20 protein-coding genes and 1 tRNA gene are annotated in these 17,640 nt (G+C 42.7%); 10 read left to right on the top strand and 11 right to left on the bottom strand.

Annotated elements, in window-relative coordinates; genetic code table 11:
* Window positions 1-8 precede the first annotated feature (8 nt).
* The gene (locus ACZM60_RS08330; protein WP_021971374.1) at window positions 9-434 is read left to right on the top strand and encodes an HIT family protein; all 426 of its coding nucleotides are present in this window, start codon (window positions 9-11) and stop codon (window positions 432-434) included.
* A gap of 65 nt (window positions 435-499) precedes the next feature.
* Here ACZM60_RS08330 and ACZM60_RS08325 read toward each other — a convergent pair whose 3' ends face one another.
* From ACZM60_RS08325 to ACZM60_RS08315, 3 genes are read right to left on the bottom strand one after another with little or no spacing between them, the layout of a single operon-like run.
* Complete coding sequence (locus ACZM60_RS08325) at window positions 500-928, bottom strand: RNA-binding S4 domain-containing protein (protein ID WP_021971375.1); 429 nt, start codon at window positions 926-928, stop codon at window positions 500-502.
* 12 nt (window positions 929-940) lie between these two features.
* Window positions 941-1,504 (bottom strand): aminoacyl-tRNA hydrolase, encoded by a 564-nt coding sequence (gene pth, locus ACZM60_RS08320; RefSeq protein ID WP_021971376.1) that lies wholly within the window; start codon window positions 1,502-1,504, stop codon window positions 941-943.
* Between the two features lie 38 nt (window positions 1,505-1,542).
* On the bottom strand, window positions 1,543-2,139 hold the full coding sequence (locus ACZM60_RS08315) for a 50S ribosomal protein L25/general stress protein Ctc (RefSeq protein WP_340319667.1): 597 nt from the start codon (window positions 2,137-2,139) through the stop codon (window positions 1,543-1,545).
* A 421-nt stretch (window positions 2,140-2,560) separates the two neighbouring features.
* Between ACZM60_RS08315 and ACZM60_RS08310 the strand changes: the two genes are divergently transcribed.
* Window positions 2,561-3,322, top strand: coding sequence for an SDR family NAD(P)-dependent oxidoreductase (locus ACZM60_RS08310; RefSeq protein ID WP_489521262.1), 762 nt, complete (start codon window positions 2,561-2,563; stop codon window positions 3,320-3,322).
* A 96-nt stretch (window positions 3,323-3,418) separates the two neighbouring features.
* Here the strand turns inward: ACZM60_RS08310 and ACZM60_RS08305 are convergent, their stop codons facing one another.
* A complete protein-coding gene (locus ACZM60_RS08305) occupies window positions 3,419-3,805 on the bottom strand; it encodes a PUR family DNA/RNA-binding protein (protein WP_489521261.1) in 387 nt (128 codons plus the stop codon).
* Window positions 3,806-3,977: 172 nt separating this feature from the next.
* On the opposite strand from ACZM60_RS08305, the gene nusB reads away from it, so the two are divergent.
* Genes nusB through ACZM60_RS08280 form a run of 5 tightly spaced genes read left to right on the top strand, consistent with a single transcriptional unit; the run spans window position 3,978 to window position 7,388 of the window.
* Complete coding sequence (gene nusB / locus ACZM60_RS08300; RefSeq protein WP_021971380.1) at window positions 3,978-4,904, top strand: transcription antitermination factor NusB; 927 nt, start codon at window positions 3,978-3,980, stop codon at window positions 4,902-4,904.
* 41 nt (window positions 4,905-4,945) lie between these two features.
* Window positions 4,946-5,251: a preprotein translocase subunit YajC gene (gene yajC, locus ACZM60_RS08295; protein WP_021971381.1), complete on the top strand. Its 306-nt coding sequence runs from the start codon at window positions 4,946-4,948 to the stop codon at window positions 5,249-5,251.
* Between the two features lie 21 nt (window positions 5,252-5,272).
* Window positions 5,273-6,280 (top strand): CdaR family protein, encoded by a 1,008-nt coding sequence (locus tag ACZM60_RS08290; RefSeq protein WP_489521260.1) that lies wholly within the window; start codon window positions 5,273-5,275, stop codon window positions 6,278-6,280.
* Between the two features lie 11 nt (window positions 6,281-6,291).
* Window positions 6,292-6,906, top strand: coding sequence for a dephospho-CoA kinase (coaE, locus tag ACZM60_RS08285; protein WP_021971383.1), 615 nt, complete (start codon window positions 6,292-6,294; stop codon window positions 6,904-6,906).
* Between the two features lie 44 nt (window positions 6,907-6,950).
* Window positions 6,951-7,388 carry a DUF5606 family protein gene (locus ACZM60_RS08280; RefSeq protein WP_021971384.1) on the top strand — a complete coding sequence of 146 codons (438 nt, stop codon included), beginning with the start codon at window positions 6,951-6,953 and terminating at the stop codon, window positions 7,386-7,388.
* 162 nt (window positions 7,389-7,550) lie between these two features.
* On the opposite strand, the gene rpmA is transcribed toward ACZM60_RS08280, so the two are convergent.
* The 5 genes from rpmA to ACZM60_RS08255 all read right to left on the bottom strand — a co-directional run bounded on the left by rpmA (window position 7,551) and on the right by ACZM60_RS08255 (window position 12,810).
* Window positions 7,551-7,811, bottom strand: a complete 261-nt coding sequence (gene rpmA / locus ACZM60_RS08275; protein ID WP_007566750.1) for a 50S ribosomal protein L27 — start codon at window positions 7,809-7,811, stop codon at window positions 7,551-7,553.
* Between the two features lie 21 nt (window positions 7,812-7,832).
* On the bottom strand, window positions 7,833-8,150 hold the full coding sequence (gene rplU / locus ACZM60_RS08270; RefSeq protein ID WP_007566748.1) for a 50S ribosomal protein L21: 318 nt from the start codon (window positions 8,148-8,150) through the stop codon (window positions 7,833-7,835).
* A gap of 147 nt (window positions 8,151-8,297) precedes the next feature.
* A complete protein-coding gene (locus ACZM60_RS08265) occupies window positions 8,298-8,933 on the bottom strand; it encodes an HAD-IA family hydrolase (protein ID WP_021971385.1) in 636 nt (211 codons plus the stop codon).
* Between the two features lie 134 nt (window positions 8,934-9,067).
* On the bottom strand, window positions 9,068-10,276 hold the full coding sequence (locus ACZM60_RS08260; RefSeq protein ID WP_021971386.1) for an L-serine ammonia-lyase: 1,209 nt from the start codon (window positions 10,274-10,276) through the stop codon (window positions 9,068-9,070).
* 20 nt (window positions 10,277-10,296) lie between these two features.
* Complete coding sequence (locus ACZM60_RS08255; protein ID WP_489521259.1) at window positions 10,297-12,810, bottom strand: endonuclease MutS2; 2,514 nt, start codon at window positions 12,808-12,810, stop codon at window positions 10,297-10,299.
* A gap of 158 nt (window positions 12,811-12,968) precedes the next feature.
* Between ACZM60_RS08255 and ACZM60_RS08250 the strand changes: the two genes are divergently transcribed.
* From ACZM60_RS08250 to lnu(AN2), 3 genes are all read left to right on the top strand, one after another.
* Window positions 12,969-13,053, top strand: a tRNA-Ser gene (locus ACZM60_RS08250).
* A gap of 327 nt (window positions 13,054-13,380) precedes the next feature.
* A complete protein-coding gene (gene mef(En2) / locus ACZM60_RS08245; RefSeq protein WP_072543088.1) occupies window positions 13,381-14,586 on the top strand; it encodes a macrolide efflux MFS transporter Mef(En2) in 1,206 nt (401 codons plus the stop codon).
* 24 nt (window positions 14,587-14,610) lie between these two features.
* Window positions 14,611-15,123, top strand: a complete 513-nt coding sequence (gene lnu(AN2) / locus ACZM60_RS08240; RefSeq protein WP_009038171.1) for a lincosamide nucleotidyltransferase Lnu(AN2) — start codon at window positions 14,611-14,613, stop codon at window positions 15,121-15,123.
* A gap of 445 nt (window positions 15,124-15,568) precedes the next feature.
* Here the strand turns inward: lnu(AN2) and ACZM60_RS08235 are convergent, their stop codons facing one another.
* Both ACZM60_RS08235 and ACZM60_RS08230 read right to left on the bottom strand, forming a co-directional pair.
* Window positions 15,569-15,922: a nuclear transport factor 2 family protein gene (locus ACZM60_RS08235; RefSeq protein ID WP_004308780.1), complete on the bottom strand. Its 354-nt coding sequence runs from the start codon at window positions 15,920-15,922 to the stop codon at window positions 15,569-15,571.
* 88 nt (window positions 15,923-16,010) lie between these two features.
* A complete protein-coding gene (locus tag ACZM60_RS08230) occupies window positions 16,011-17,414 on the bottom strand; it encodes a mobilization protein (RefSeq protein ID WP_489521258.1) in 1,404 nt (467 codons plus the stop codon).
* Window positions 17,415-17,640: the final 226 nt, after the last annotated feature.

Here is a 17,640-nt window from a genome sequence, read left to right as displayed (position 1 = left end):
ACACAATTATGAAAAGTGATCCGAAAGAGTGTCTGTATTGCCAGAACAATGAAACATTGCATAATCTGATGATTGAAATAGCTCCGTTGAGCGTTTCACGTGTCTTTCTGTTTAAGGAACAGACTTACCGGGGACGTTGCCTCGTAGCTTACAAAGACCATGTAAACGACTTGAATGAATTAAGTGATGAAGACCGTAATGCTTTTATGGCCGATGTAGTGCGTGTTACCCGTGCTATGGACAAGGCTTTTCATCCGGAGAAAATCAATTATGGGGCATATAGTGACAAACTTTCTCATTTACATTTTCATCTGGCGCCGAAGTATGTAGACGGTCCCGATTATGGAGGTACTTTTCAGATGAATCCGGGTAAGGTATATCTGAGTGATGCAGAATATCAGGAACTGATTGATGCCATCAAGGCAAACTTATAATAGCTGCCATAAACAAGAACCGGGTATGGATTGTGGAATGTTTCCTGCAATTCATACCCGGTTTTTTATTCTTCTTCTTCGTCATTGTCGTCGAAATCGAAGTCAAAATCGTCGAGATATTCCGGAGTAAAGAACTCATCCAGATCTCGCCGGTCTTTCTTTGTCGGACGTCCCGTTCCTTTAGCACGGTTTACGAAACCGCTGATTTTACTCATTTCCAGCAATTCATACTGGTCGGGAGTCGTGACGTTCTCCATTATTTCGGGAACCAGTTTGGCTCCTACACGCTTTTCGATAGCCTGCAACACTTTAAACGAGTATGTAATAGGCGGTTTTTTCACCTGAATTACATCGCCCGGCTTTATCATGCGTGCCGGCTTGGCTTGTGCGCCGTTGATGCATATTCTGCCTTTCTTGCAAGCCTCGGCAGCAATGGTGCGAGTCTTGAATATGCGGGCAGCCCACATCCATTTGTCAATTCTTGCTTCAGCCATGTGTTGTTTGGTTTATTTGTTGTTAAACTGATTCATGGTGTTGTTCAGTCCGGCAAGACAAAAGCTCTTGATGATTTCGCCGGCAGTTTCAAGCCGTTCGGGCATTTGCTGCATGTCTTCGTCACTAAACTTTCCTAATACGTAGTCAATCTGTCCGCCTCTGGGAAAATTATTCCCGATGCCGAAGCGAAGTCGGGCGTAATTCTGTGTTCCTAATGTAGCGGCAATGTGCTTCAATCCGTTATGTCCGGCGTCGCTTCCTTTGCCTTTCAGACGCAGGCTTCCGAAGGGAAGAGCCAGATCATCTACTACTATCAGTACATTTTCCAAGGGAACCTTTTCCTGTTGCATCCAGTACCGCACAGCGTTTCCGCTCAGGTTCATGTAAGTGGAAGGTTTCAACAAGATAAGTTGCTGTCCTTTGAGCGAAAGTGTGGCAGTGGCTCCGTATCGTCCGTCCTTGAAAACAATATTGGACGCCTTAGCAAGGGCGTCCAATACCATAAATCCTATGTTGTGGCGGGTTTCATGGTATTCGGCACCAATGTTTCCCAGCCCTACAATCAAGTATTTCATTGAAAGGGATTTTTTTGTTGTCAGGTAGTTAAATTAAATTATTTACCAGCTGTAGCCTGAGCACCACGAGCAGCACGAGTCAATTTAACAGCACAAACAACAGCTTCTTTTGCGTTCAGCAAAGTCAGACCTTCGAAGTTCAAGTCACCAACTTTGATAGTTTTACCCAGACCCAGGTTAGTAACGTTGATAACCAGACGTTCAGGGATGATGTTGTAAAGAGCTTTCACTTTCAATTTACGGATCTGAAGAGCCAATTTACCACCGGCTTTAACACCTTCTGCCAGACCTTCCAACTGTACAGGGACTTCCATTACGATTGGTTTCTCTTCGTTGATCTGCAAGAAGTCTACGTGCAGAATAGCGTCAGTTACAGGGTGGAACTGGATATCTTTCATAATAGCGTTTACAACCTTACCGTCGATGTTCAAGTCTACTACGTAGATATGCGGTGTGTATACCAATTTACGCAAGCCGTCAACTGTTACTGTGAAGTGAGTTGCAACCTGATTTCCGTTTTCGTCTTTCTGCATTCCGTACAATACGCAAGGAACACCATTGTTCTGACGCAAGCTATGAGTAGCTTTTTTACCTGTTTCAGTTCTCAAAGAACCTTTGATTTCGATTGATTTCATTGTTTGAAAATTTTTTGTGTTACTCTAAATTAAGTTGTTTTTTGTTGCTTAATTCGCCATCACACGATGTGGTATATCACACGATGAGCTTAAAAAAGCGGTGCAAAATTAGTGATTATCTTTGAGTTCGCAAAATATTGTAATGGCTTTTTTTTCTTCTCTTGGACGGAATCGGGACGGAACCTGTCTGGAAAAACCGGTAAAAGCATGAAGAAGGTGGCTGAATGTCGGGGGAAATTTGTACAAAAAATAAAATGTTTTGTACAAAAAATAAAAAAACGTCTTGACATTTTCCGGCAGACGTGCGGCGGTGTCGAAAATAATTTGCCGGTGCCTGCCGGAACCTGTGATTTTGTAGGGCGGAAACAAGAACTTTTATACCTTTGTAGGTGATTGAACGATATTTTAAAAATATAAAAAGATGAAAGGAAAGACGATACTTATTACAGGTGCCACCAGCGGGATAGGAGAAGGGTGCGCACGGAAGTTCGGTTCAATGGGCAGTAATTTGATATTGAACGGGCGCAATGTAGAAAAACTGGAAAAACTGAAACAAGAACTTGTGGCGCAAGGGTGTGAAGTGCTGACCCTGCCTTTCGATGTACGCGACCGTGAGGCAATGAAGCAGGCACTCGATTCTCTTCAGGGTAAATGGAAGAATATTGATGTGCTGGTCAATAATGCCGGGTTGGTTATAGGGCTCGATAAAGAACAGGAAGGTTCGCTCGACGAGTGGGACGTGGTGATAGATACCAATATCAAGGGACTGCTTGCCATGACTCGAATGGTTGTTCCGGGAATGGTGGAACGTCAGTGTGGACACATTATTAATATAGGTTCGGTAGCAGGCGATGCTGCATATGCTGGAGGAAGCGTATACTGTGCGACCAAGGCTGCTGTCAAGGCACTGTCCGACGGACTTAGAATTGATTTGGTCGATACGCCTCTGCGTGTAACAAACATCAAGCCCGGGCTGGTGGAAACGAATTTTTCCGTGACACGTTTCAGGGGAGATAAGGCAAAGGCTGATGCTGTATATAAAGGTATCCGTCCGCTTACCGGCGACGATATAGCAGATGTGGTGTATTATGCAGCTTCGGCTCCGGCTCATGTACAGATAGCCGAAGTACTGGTTATGCCTACTTATCAGGCCAATGGCACAGTCTGCCATCGTAAGGCGTGATAAAAATAGTAAAAGCTATATCAAAATAGAGTCTGCATACGCTGATATGCTCTGTTTTGATATAGCTTCTGTACCGTACACTCCGGTGTGCGGGGATTAGAAATCAATGTCTATTTTTATTTCATCCGATTTCAGGTGACCGTCGGAGCTGTCGGCAAAATGAGAGTCGTCTTCGTCGGTATGGTGTTCGCTGCTTGCCGGCCCTTGTTCGGTTTCGATATACTGGATGGTTTCCTGTAGTCCGGTCATGAACTTTTCGAAGTCCTCCTTATATAAGAAAATTTTATGCTTTTCGAAGCTGACCTGAGGCGTATTGCCTTCGCCTGAAACAACTTTCTTGCTTTCTGTAATAGCAAGAAACATTTCTCCTTTTCTGTTTTTCTTTACATCAAGATAGTAAATGCGTTTTCCGGCCTTTATAGCCTTGGAGAAAACAATCTCTTTGTCTACGTCTGTTGCTGTATTTCTTTTCAAGTCTTCCATAAATAAAGTATTATAAAACCGCTTCAAATTTGATGATTTTTTTGAAAAATACAAAGAACTGCCCCTAAAAATCTGTCTGAATAATATTTTTGTATAAAAAAGCACGTTATATTTGTTTTGTATGGTAGAAAATAACTATTTTTGCAACTCGAAATTGTATTAAAAATATAGTATGATTAACAGAGTTCTTATTCGTCTTAAGATAGTTCAGATTATCTACGCTTATTATCAGAACGGTGGAAAAAATTTGGATACTGCAGAAAAGGAGTTGTTCTTCAGTTTATCCAAAGCGTATGATTTGTATAACTATCTCTTGCTTCTTATGGTAGAGGTTACACGTTATGCCAACAAGCGGTTGGATGCGGCTAAACACAAACTTGCTCCTACAAAAGAAGACTTGGCTCCCAACACTAAATTTGTGGATAATCGTTTTATTGCTCAGCTGGAGGTGAACAAGCAGCTGAATGAGTTTGCCAGCACCCAGAAGAAGACATGGGAAAACGAGGGTGATTTTATCAAGAATTTGTGCGAACAGATTATGCAGAGCGATATATATAAGGAGTATATGGCAAGCGAAACTTCATCGTACGAAGAAGACCGTGAACTGTGGAGAAAGATTTACAAACGCATCATATTCAATAATACTACTCTTGATGAGGTGCTGGAAGACCAGAGCTTGTATTGGAATGATGACAAGGAGATAGTAGATACTTTCGTGCTGAAGACTATCAAGCGTTTTGATCCGAAGAACGGTGACAAGCAGGAACTTCTTCCGGAATTTAAGGATGAGGAGGATCAGGATTTTGCACGCCGCTTGTTCCGTCGTTCTATCCTGAATGCTGATTATTATCGTCATCTGATCAGTGAGAACTCAAAGAACTGGGATTTGGACCGTGTGGCTGTCATGGATGTTATCATCATGCAGATTGCCCTTGCCGAAATTCTGAGTTTCCCGAATATTCCGATAAACGTATCTCTAAACGAATATGTGGAAATTGCCAAGTTGTATAGTACTCCGAAGAGTGGCGGATTTATCAACGGAACACTGGACGGAATAGTTAATCAATTGAAAAAGGAAAACAAGTTGACGAAAAATTAATATATTTGTTCGCCTAATATTAATTAAACTAAGAAGAATTTATGAATTTGTTAACTGTATTTTTGCAGCAGTCCGGAGGAGGCGATTACTCTTTCCTGATTATGATGGTGGCAATTTTCGCCATTATGTATTTCTTTATGATTCGTCCTCAGAACAAGAAGCAAAAGGAAATAGCAAACTTCCGCAAGAACTTGGAAGTAGGCCAGTCGGTTATTACAGCCGGTGGTATTTACGGAAAAATTAAAGAAATTGAAGATAACGCTGTTATCGTGGAAATAGCATCTGGTGTTAAGATTAAGGTGGATAAGAACTCTATCTATGCAGATGCTCAGGCTCAGACTAAATAAACATAAAAAGTATAGGTCACTATGTTCGATGTAAAGAACATAAAGAGATATTATAGACTGGGATTACGGAAGATCAGAACATTCTTGCTTAGCGATAAGTGCAGGGAGTGTCTGGTCTTCCTGTTTTTTGTGCTGATATCGTTCTGTTTCTGGATGTTGCAGACATTGGATGATTCGTATCAGACGGAATTCAGAGTGCCGGTGCGTCTTAAAAATGTTCCGAAGGAGGTAGTGCTTACTTCCGATTTTCCGGACGATGTACGTATACGGGTGGAAGACAGGGGAACTGTATTGCTGAATTATATGCTGGGAAGAACGTTCTTTCCTATTTCTTTCGATTTCAATGATTACAAGGAGGAGGGGACTCATGTTCGTATCCCGTCTGCCGAGCTGACCAAGAAGGTGGCGGCGCAGCTGAATGTTTCTACCAAGGTGTTGTCTATCCGTCCCGATACGCTCGATTTTATTTATACACAGGCAAAGGCGAAAAAGGTGCCTGTCAGGCTATCCGGAACCATACAGGCGGGACGCCAATATTATATTTCGCGGATAAGTTTTAGTCCGGATTCTGTTATGGCTTATGCTCCTCAGGAAATATTGGATACCCTGAAAGTAGCATATACGGAAAAACTGTATTGGGAAAATATTTCTGATACGGTAAAGAAGCGTGTAAGTATGTGTAAAATGAAGGGGGTCAAGTTTATTCCGTCTTATAATGATTTATCGATCTATGTCGATATGTATTCGGAAAAGACAGTCGAGGTTCCGGTTATGGGCATTAATTTCCCTGCGGGAAAAGTACTTCGTACGTTCCCTTCGAAGGTGCAAGTAACCTTTCAGGTCGGGTTGCGGCACTTTAAAGATGTTTCATCGGACGATTTCTTCATAGGAGTAACTTACGAGGATGTATTGAAAGCGAAGGAAGACAAATTGCCTTTGGTGGTAGAAGGAGCTCCCGATTTTGTAAGTCATGTTCGCGTGAATCCGTCATCTGTCGATTATTTGATCGAACAACAAGCTGTAGAATAATAATATAAGTTATGGTCAGACTGGGGATTACCGGAGGTATAGGAAGTGGAAAGTCGTATGTGGCTCATCTGCTCGAGAAGGCAGGCTTACCTGTATACGATACCGACACGGAAGCGAAACGCTTGATGCTTTCTGATATGGACATTCGCAAGGGGCTGGTTGACTTGTTGGGTGAAGAAGTGTATATCGGTGAGAAGCTCAATAAGCCGTTGCTGATTGGTTATTTGTTTGCGAACGAGGAACATGCTGCACGTATCAATTCCATTGTGCATCCGTGTGTAAAGAAAGATTTTCTCCGTTGGGCGGTTTCCAATGCGGGGCATGAAATCGTAGCATTGGAAAGTGCTATTTTGTATGAGTCCGGTTTCGACGATGTAGTAGACTATGTAGTTGCTGTTTATGCTCCTTTAGATATCCGTATTAAGCGGGCGATGGAACGCGACGGGGCGACGGAAGAGCAGGTAAGAAGTCGTATTGCTTCACAGATGGATGAAGAGGTGAAACGCAATCGGGCTGATTTTGTAGTTGTGAACGATGGAAGGCCCTTGCTCCCGCAGGTGGAAGAATTGCTGAATACCATAAAAAATAGAAAAGGTGAGCAAGATGCTTGTGTATGTCGTATATGAGTTGTATTTTTGTTTAATATAATAACTAAAAATAATAAAATCGTATGTTGAAAACTATTTTAGCTATCTCAGGCAAACCGGGATTGTATAAACTGATTTCTCAGGCTAAAAATATGCTGATTGTAGAAGCTGTCGATAATAAGAAAAGAATGCCTATCTATGCCAGCGATAAGGTGATTTCATTGGGTGATATCGCCATGTATACAAATGATGACGAAGTGCCTTTGGCAACTGTTCTTGATTCTGTAAAGAAGAAAGAAAACGGTCAGGTAGCTGCTTTGGATTACAAGAAAGCATCAGTAGAAGAGTTGCACGCTTTCATGGCTGAAGTATTGCCGGAATATGATCGCGATCGCGTACATACCAGTGATATCAAGAAACTGATTCAGTGGTACAACTTGCTTATCTCAAGCGGAGAAAGTGATTTTGTGGAAGAAGCTCCTGCTGCTGAAGAGGCTGCTGCAGAAAATGCTGCTGAATAAATAGCAAGATAATTTTGAATTTGTAAAATCGGGCGAAGCTAACTTGTGTGAAGTGGCTCCGCCCGATTTTTTGTTTTTGTCCTTTGGGGAAGAGAGGACAATAAAAAAAGAAGGTATCTTCTTGCGAGGATACCTTCTTTCAATTTCTTTTGTGGTATAAAGTTATGCTTCAGCAGGAATAACAGAAACGAAGCTTTTGTCTTCGCGACCTTTCTTGAAACATACTGTACCGTCTACCAATGCGTAAAGAGTGTGATCGCTACCCATACCAACGTTTTCACCTGGGTTGTGAACTGTTCCTCTTTGACGAACAATGATGTTACCAGCTTTGCAAGCTGAACCACCGAATATCTTTACGCCTAATCTCTTACTAGCTGACTCACGGCCGTTCTTAGAACTACCTACACCTTTCTTATGTGCCATTTCTTTCTACTTTTTTAATGATTAAGCAATAACTTGTTTGATAGTCAATTCAGTAAACTGCTGACGGTGACCGTTCAGTTTTCTGTAACCTTTTCTTCTCTTTTTGTGGAATACCAATACTTTGTCACCTTTTACCAAGTGAGAAACTACTTCGCATACCACTTTCGCACCTTCTACAGTAGGAGCACCTACAGTAACAGTACCGTTGTTGTCTACCAACAAAACTTTGTCAAATTCAACAGTTGCACCGTTTTCAGCATTCTGGATGTGGTGAACAAACAGCTTTTTGCCTTCTTCAGCTTTGAACTGCTGACCGTTAATTTCTACAATTACGTACATTTTAAATATATATTAAACGGGTTTCTTCCGCAAGGTGAACCGTTCTCGTCCGGTTGCTTTTCTACCTCCACGGATTAAAATCGGATGCAAAGGTACTGCTTTCTGTTCATATTACCAACAGTTTAGAGAGAAAAAATGTATATTTTTTTAAAGTTCGGCCAGAGTTTTCATGATTGCCACATGAGGATATGATGCGAGTTCTTCACGGGTAGTAGCTCCGTGCAGCACTCCGGCAAAATCAACTCCGGCGGCTTGCGCGGTTTCTGCGTCTACTGTGCTGTCGCCGATATATAAAACATTTTCTTTCTGACAGCCCAGATGCTCGATGGCAAACAGGAGTCCTTCGGGAGAGGGCTTGGGGCATTGCACATCTTCACCTCCGACTATGATATTGAGAAAATTTTCCGGTAGTTTCTTGCCTAATAATTCCATGATACGATAGCGGTATTTGGTCGAAATGATACCAATTTGGGCTCCATTCGCTTTCAGCCGGGTCAGCACATCTATGGTTTCTGGAAAGAGAAAAGTGTTGACTGTCATGTGGGTATCAGCTTCTTTAACGTATTCTTTCCGGTATAGTTCCAGTGTGTCGGCATCGGTTATGCCAGTCATGATGGAGAATGATTCTTGTAAGGTTTTGCCAATTGTCCGTTTGATGGTTTCATCGGTTATCCCTGTATGGTGATGGCGTTCCAGTACATTTCGGTAACACATGACAATTCCTCGGGAAGAGTCGGCAAGAGTATAATCGAAGTCGAATAAATAAACGTTGTATGATTTCATTTTCAATATAGGGTTAGCTGACTAAGAATATTTCGGATTGGGGTTTTACAACATAATTTTGCCAGGGCGATCTTTTTGAAGTTTTACGGATACGCATTCAAGAAGAGGCTCTGGCAAAATTAAAAAACGGGTTTTTATTCCATTGGTTGATAATTCTTGGCCAAACCTCCTTCACTGGTTTCTTTATAGAGTGAAGGCAAGTCGTGACCAGTTTGCTTCATTACTTCTACGACCTTATCGAACGATACACGATGGTGTCCGTCGGTAAAGGCTGAGTAAATATTGGCATCAAGAGCACGGGCTGCGGCATACGCATTACGTTCGATGCAAGGAATCTGTACCAGTCCGCATACGGGGTCGCATGTCATGCCCAAGTGGTGCTCCAGTCCCATTTCGGCGGCATATTCTATTTGTGCCGGACTGCCTCCAAACAACTGGCTTGCTGCTGCCGAAGCCATAGAGCAGGCAACTCCTACTTCTGCCTGACAACCAGCTTCTGCTCCCGAAATGGAAGCATTATGCTTGACGATGTTGCCGACAAGTCCGGCTGTCGCGAGTGCACGAAGAATACGGGCATCGCTGAAATCCCGGCTCTTTTGCAAATGATATAGAACGGCCGGGACTACTCCACATGCTCCACAAGTAGGTGCAGTTACGATTTTTCCTCCCGATGCGTTTTCTTCACTTACGGCAAGAGCGTAGGCAAATACCAGTCCGCGTGAGCGAAGAGAATCCTTAAACCCTTTGGCACGGATGTAGTAGGAAGACGCTTTTCGTCGCAGATTCAGAGGGCCTGGGAGAACTCCCTCTGCATCCAGTCCGCGATGGATGGCTTCCTTCATGGTTTCCCACACTTCGGCAAGGAACTTCCAGATATCAGGACCTTCACATTGTTCTACATATTCCCAATAGCTTCGTCCGGTATGCTCGCACCAGTAAAGTATCTGGTTCATGGTATTCATATTATATACCTCAGGAGTTGCATTCTTGTCTTGTCCTTCTTCGGCCAGTGCGCCTCCTCCTACGCTGAAGACGGTCCATTCTTCGGTCTGTTTCTTATTCTTGTCGAACGACTTGAATGTCATTCCGTTCGGGTGGAAAGGAAAGAATACATGAGGTTTCCACAATATCTCTACGGGAGCATGAGGCTGAAGTACGTCCAGAATAGCGACATCAGTCATGTGTCCTTTACCGGTAGCTGCAAGGCTTCCGTAAAGCGTGACTTGAAAAGACGATGCCTCCGGATGGCGGGCAAGGAATTGTTCGGCTGCTTTTCTCGGTCCCATCGTATGGCTGCTTGAGGGACCCGTACCAATGCGGTATAATTCTCTAATTGATTTCATAATACAAAGATACTGTTTTTTTATTTTAAATCGACTACCGTTATGCCTGCTCCTCCAAATTGTACATGTTCATCCTGGAAGTGTGCTACTCCCGGCACGGTAGCGAGATATTGGCGTATAAGTGTGCGAAGAATACCTGTTCCGGTTCCGTGCAGAATACGTACACGGCTTACTCCGACAAGTATAGCATCGTCGATAAAATAAGTTACGGCCTGTATGGCTTCATCGCCTCTCATGCCTCGCACGTCGATATCCTGCTTGAAGTTCAGCTTCTTTTCGTACATGCGATCTTGCGTTTCACTGCTGACGAAAGTTGCCTTCGTCGTATTGAGAGTCTGCTTGGGAGCTTCGGTACGTTCCAGTCGGTCTGCTTTCACATTGGTTTTCATCAGTCCGAACATGACTACGGCATTTTTTCCGTTGAGCTCCATAATTTGTCCTACGCTGGTTTGTCCTTTGATGCGTACATAGTCGCCTGCCTGAAGCGGGATGACTTTAGGTACCGGCTGGACTGCTGGCTGATTGGCTTGTTTACTCTTTTTGTCTTTCTTGCGTTCTTGTTTTTCGCGCAGTTTTTCCATCTTGCGTGCTATTTTTTCTTCCATAGCCGCTTTGTCAGCCTCTTCTACCTGTTGGCGGAAGTCGGTCAGTTCCTGACGTGCCATGCGGGTACGTTCTTTTTCTGCCTGCGCTTCCTTGATGGTACGGATTGTATTTTCTATTTTGGCATTCGACTCTTGCAACAGATGTTCTGCGTCTTCTCGTGCCTTTTTCAAGATTTCCTTGCGGCTTTTTTCCAGTTCTTCCAGCTCTTTTTCGTAACGGGCAATGGTGTCTTCCATTATTTTTTCCCGTTTGCGGATGTTCTGGCGTTTAGTTTCCCAATAGCGCTTGTCGCGTACAATATCTTGCAGATACTTGTCACTCTGTATGTATTCGCTTCCCACTATTTCCGAAGCATCGGCTATGACCTCTTCCGGAAGTCCGATTTTTCGAGCAATCTCTACGGCAAACGAGCTTCCCGGATTGCCAATCTGCAACTGGAAAAGTGCACGCATCTCGTGCCGGTCGTACAACATGGCACCATTTACTACTCCTTCATGGTCTTCGGCAAAGTGTTTCAAGTTCTGATAATGGGTGGTAATTACTCCAAATGTTTTTTTTGCATTGAAACGTTTCAATACAGCTTCTGCAATGGCTCCGCCGATTTGCGGTTCTGTACCTCCTCCGAACTCGTCAATCAGTATCAGGCTTTTTTCGTTGCAGTACTTCATCATATTCTTCATATTTGTCAGATGTGAAGAATAAGTACTCAGATCATCTTCAATACTTTGCTCATCACCTATATCGATAAAGATACTGCTGAAGATTCCGGCGTGACTGCGTTCGTGCATGGATACCAGCATACCGCATTGAAGCATATATTGCAATAGTCCGACCGTTTTCAGGCAGACGGACTTTCCACCAGCATTGGGACCGGAAATCAACAGAATACGCTGTCCGGTATTCAGTTCGATATCGAGAGGTACTACCTTTTTATTATGTTTGGCTAAAGACATCTGGAGAAGCGGGTGTACAGCTTCGAACCAGTCTATTACCTGCCGATGCTCGAACGACGGTTTGATACCTTTGATGTTGATGCCCAAAAGTGCCTTTGCCCGGATAAAGTCGATTTCGGCAAGAAACTCGTATGATTGAAGAATAGCCGGAACCTGCGGACGTACTGTGGCTGAGAATTCGGTGAGTATACGGATTATTTCACGACGTTCTTCTCCTTCCAGTTCACGGATACGGTTGTTGGCTTCCACAACTTCGGCCGGTTCGATAAATACTGTTTTTCCGGTAGCCGATTCATCGTGTACGATACCTCGTATTTTTCTCTTCATGCCAGGAGCAACAGGTATCACAAGTCGCCCGTCGCGCATAGTAGGAGCAACGTCCTTGTCGACATAACCTTCCGATTGAGCTGCACGCAGGATATTGTTCAGGCTTCGGGATATACTTCCTGTAGTAGACGCCAGTTCGCGGCGGATACGTAGAAGTTCGGAAGAAGCATTGTCTTTTACCTTTCCGAATTTATCGAGTATATTATTGATGCGTGTGATAAGTTGGGGAAATACCATGATATCTCCAGCCAGTTCATGCAAGGCTGGGTAGGGAGAATGAACATCGTCATCGTTTGTTTGTTCTTCCTCGTCTGTTTGTTGCAGAAAGCGTACGATGTCGCGTATCGTTTCCAGCGAACGGCGAAGATCGAACAATTCCTGTTCATCCATGTACATACCCTCTACACGTATACGCTTGAGTGACGGACGGACATCAAAAAAGTACTGGCTTGGGAAATCATCCTCCTCTTGGGTGATACGGACAAATTCCGTTACTTGCTCCAGCCGGCGGTTTATTTCGTTATAATCATCGGAAAAGTCCATCTGGTCAACTCTTTCTTCTCCCAGCGTGCTGAGACATTTGGTCTTTAAAAGCTGACGTATTTGGTCGAATCCGATTTTCTGTTCAAAGTTTTGCGGATATATCATTGTTTGATATTAGTCTATATTTATATATGAGTTTTCGAGGTACAAAGTTACGATAATAGGAAAAAATAATCAAAAAAGGGGCAAATTATTTGCAGATTTGGAAATAATGCGTACCTTTGCAACGCTTTTGAAACGAAGCACTCTTGTAAGAGAGTTTTGGAGAGGTGGCAGAGTGGTCGATTGCGGCGGTCTTGAAAACCGTTGTACTGTGAGGTACCCGGGGTTCGAATCCCTGTCTCTCCGCAACAAACGCTGAAAATCAGCAAATTGCAAAACAAACACCCAGTTTTACACCCAAGAATGTAAAGTCGGGTGTTTTTGTTTTATTTAAGATAATACAACCACTACATAATAAAAGAGTAGCGATATTAAAAGAATCCGATGAGAAAAGACTAATATTTATCTATCCATTCAGTTTGATTTTTCAGGACTTTACATCGTCCTGAAAGTATTTGTTATTGTATTCCAACGTCAGGAGTGGATTATAATACAAGTTTTTTGTGTGGATAGAATTTCGTTTTGCTTAATGTACGAAAGTACTTATCTATAAACGCATGAAATATTAGCACAATGAATCATTGGAAATCAACTTTGGCCGTGATAGGAATAGGCCAACTCATATCTATTTTAACAAGTACGATTGTTGGCTTCTCCATTATTTTTTGGATTAGCAACGAATTTAAATCCCCGACAGCTTTATCTCTGGCTATTTTAGCTGGATTTTTACCACAATTTGTATTAGGCTTGTTTGCCGGGGTCTATGTTGACAGATGGAATCGAAAGAAAACGATGTTTTATTCGGACTTGTTCATCGCGTTCTGTACCCTATGTCTTTTTATTGTGATAACCAAGGGTTATAAAGACCTTTCTTTTTTTTATCTATTGACTGCTTGTCGTTCAATAGGCAGTACGTTTCATGCACCTGCTTTACAGGCAAGCATCCCTCTACTGATTCCCAAGCACCATCTTGTCAGGGTATCAGGTTTGTACCATTCCATTCAATCCTTCAGTGAGGTGATAGCTCCCGTTGTAGGGGCAAGCCTCGTTGTTTGGCTTCCCATACAGTATATTCTGCTCATAGATGTGATCGGAGCTGTTGCTGCTTGTCTGACCTTACTTTGTGTCCAGATTCCTTCTCTTCAAAAAACGAAAGTTCTTCCAGATTTCAAAAAAGAACTGACGGAATGTTGGCATACCTTGCGGCGTACAATGGGCATTTTGCCTTTATTCGTATGCTTTACGCTGGTGACTTTTGTCCTTATGCCTGTTTTTACGTTATTTCCTTTTATGACGCTTCTGCATTTCAACGGAAACATTTTGCAAATGGGAGTTGTGGAAATGGGTTGGGGCTCAGGGGCATTGTTGGGCGGTTTAGTACTTGCCTGTAAGGCTTTGAAAAGCAAGCAAACATTAGTGATGCATACGGCTTATGTGATATTGGGATTGTATCTGATTAGCGCCAGTTATTTACCATCAAGCGCATTTATAGGTTTTGTTTGCCTAACATTTACAGGAGGCATAGCCTATTCCATTTACCATGCGCTTTTCATCGCTATTATTCAGCAGAACTTGGCTTCGGACATGCTTGGACGGACTTTTTCTCTCATCTTTAGTTTGAGTACCTTTCCATCAATGCTGGGTATCGTAGCTTCAGGATATTGGGTGGAAGCATGGGGTATCACATCCGTCTTTATGATCAGCGGATGGGTTATCTTTCTGATTGGAGTGGGTGCAAATTTTATTTCTTCAATCAAGCAGTTGGATAATTACGCATAGTATTATTTATTAAAGAATTATTATATGACAAAGAAAGAACACACTACGATTACAGAGTTATTTCAAGTTTTGGACTTGTTGGAAAGCCTGGACATGCAGTTTTGGTTGGATGGAGGCTGGGGAGTGGATGTCTTGTACGGACAGCAAACCCGCTTGCATAGAGATATTGACATTGATTTTGATGCCAATTATACAGACCAACTCCTTGATCTTTTGCAGGAGAGAGGATATCAAATTGAAACAAATTGGTTGCCTACCCGTATGGAACTGTATAGCAAAGAATTAGGCTATATTGATATCCATCCTTTTGTCTTGAATGCGGACGGCACTTCCAAACAAGCCGACTTGGATGGAGGCTGGTATGAATTTCAACCGGACTATTTTGGAACAGCAGTCTTTGAAGGCAGAAGCATCCCTTGCATTTCTGCAAAAGGGCAACAAGTATTCCATTCGGGCTACGATTTAAGAGAGAAGGATATTCACGATTTATCTATAATTAAACAATGTATAACAACAATGAGCCTAACAATTAGATAAGAACAAGAAAATGACAGAAAAACAAATTGTCTGGTATATCTTACTTACAGAAGTAAAGATAGACAGTGACACCCAGTCTGTCACATCCCTGAGTGTAGCTCCATTGGCAGTCTTGCCGGAATTCCAGCGTAAGGGAATTGGGGGGGATGTTGATTCAGTAAGCCCATCAGAGGGCAGCACTTTTGGGTTACGGCACAGCAGTCGTATTGGGGCATAAAGAGTATTATCCTCGATTTGGCTATCGCAAGGCTATCGATTTAGGAATTGAATTTCCTTTCGAAGTCTCTCATGAATATTGCATGGTGGCTGAATTAATACCTGGAGCTACTGAGAATGTGAAAGGTATGGTTTGTTATCCAACTGACTTTAAATAGTTTAACAAGTAAAATTCATTATATAACTCGGACTGGGTATTTCAATTTCCCAGTCCGTATTCTGATAGTACTTATTCAATTGGAAGATTGTGTTGCTTCAAGAATGAAAGTTTATCCCAATACCCTCTTTGAAAGACGATTTTGTTATCTTTTACATGAAAAAATCCGCATCCACGAAGTCCAAGAGAGTCTTTCCATTCCATGATAGCCCATTCGCCATCTTCAAAAATATTTTCCACCATACAAACCATTTTAGCAGTGGCAAATTCATTCACAAACATTTTGTAGATTGATTCTTTACCTATTATTGGTTCGTTTGCGACTTGATGATTTACTGCATTAGTAGCATACAGCTCTGCTATATGATAAGCATCTGCTTTGTTAAAGCAATCTATCCATTTTTCCAAAACTTCTTTAGGCTTCATTTTTTATAAATTCTTAGGATTTTGATTCTGTAATAAAAACAATCTGTTTGGATGCATAGATACTTGATTTTATTAATAATAGGCTATTCTATATTCTAAATCCTCTGGATTTTTGCTCTCTCTGCACCGAGTTACGTAGATTCTGCTGTAACTTTTCCCATTGTTCCTTAAACCATTGTACTATGGGTTGTCGGTTTATGGTCAGCATAAGCTTACCACTATCCATCGGATGTTTCTCAACCCTAAAAATATCATTCTTGATGTCAAATTTCCACCTGTGTTCTTCGGAATAAATTTTGCCACTACATTGTATGGATTCTTTCTTTGTCAAGAGGTTTTCTATCATGTCTTTGGTAAACCCGATAACAGCGCATAATTTTTCCATTCTCAACATCTCTTTGAACATGGGAAACCATTTGTGGGCTTTTTCAAGCAAGGTGCTCAATCGTGATATTTCCTTGTCTTTGGCTTCAAGTTCTTGATTATGTATTCTTTGAAGATTACGAATTTGTCTGCTATGCTGTTCCTGTATTTGTTGTATCTGAATTTTTAATTCATCAGTAGCTTTGTCCCGTTTGGTAATTTCCTGATGTAGCTGCTCGATGTGATGTTCCAGTTCTTTCAGCTTACCGCTTCCGAAAAGAGAACCTACACTGCTGGTTATGGCTGTGGCTACATCGGTAGCTGCACTTTTGAGTTTGTCCGTACGTATCTCTGCTTTTACCTGTTTGAGTTCCTGTTCGGCAAGGCTTACCTGTTGCTCCTTGTGTCGCTTGGTTTCCTCTATACGTTGCAGTTCGGCTTTCTGCTTCTCAATGATGAAATCATTTCGTTCCAGATGCTCTTTACCTGTGACAGCTTTTGCCTGTCCACGTTCCATCAGGAGAATATCGGAAGCAAGGGTCTGCATGGTTGCCATATCCTCGTCATTGAGCTTTCGGCTCTTTCCAGTTTCATGGTTCATCCAGTCGAATACGACATGAGCATGATAATTTGGTTTGAACCATCTGTTACCGACTTGGAAGCTCTCCTTGTCTTCTGCTTCCGGCTGACCGTTCAGCCAATGCCCTTCGTCTTTATGCAGGAAAATCTGTAGCGGAGTGATGCCCCAGCGTCTTTGGCACTCTTCACCGAATTTGCGTACATCAGCCAGTGTGGTGTCCGGTCTGATAAGCAATACTCCTTCACGGATGGGTGAGCATCCCGCCACCTTGATAATCTTTCCATTCTTTCCCTTGCGTTCCCTTTCCTTTTCCTGCATGGCACGTCCGGTCTTTTCCTTGACCATTTGCTTGATATTGTCATAATGAGTTCGCAGTTCGGGAGTGCCGAAGTCGGGATTTATCCACTGTTCGTTATCGGTGGAAAGTTCGGGAACGACATAGATTCTGGACTCCCCGATATTACGCATATACTCGGCAGTCCTTCGGTTGTGTGCCTCGCTCGATGCGATGTTGCAAGGCTTGATATGTATGCTTGATTTTGTTGCCATAGCTTCTTTCCTTTGTTTACAATTGATTTACTTTGCTCGCTTTCGCAGAGGGGTTCTTAGGGGTAACCCATAAGCGGAGATTGCAAAGAGAGGGTCACTCTTTGCTCGGGGTTCTCAGGGGTGAAACGCCCTGAGTGGGTCATTAGGGCAAAGCCCTAATCCCCTCGGGAGAGCCCACAACTACGAAAGCGAAGCGTGTAGTTATAGTGGGCTATAACCGGAAGCC

The organism is Phocaeicola sp. (assembly GCF_057861905.1).
Note: the sequence above shows the minus strand (reverse complement) of the source record. Positions and strands in the feature narration are given on the sequence as shown.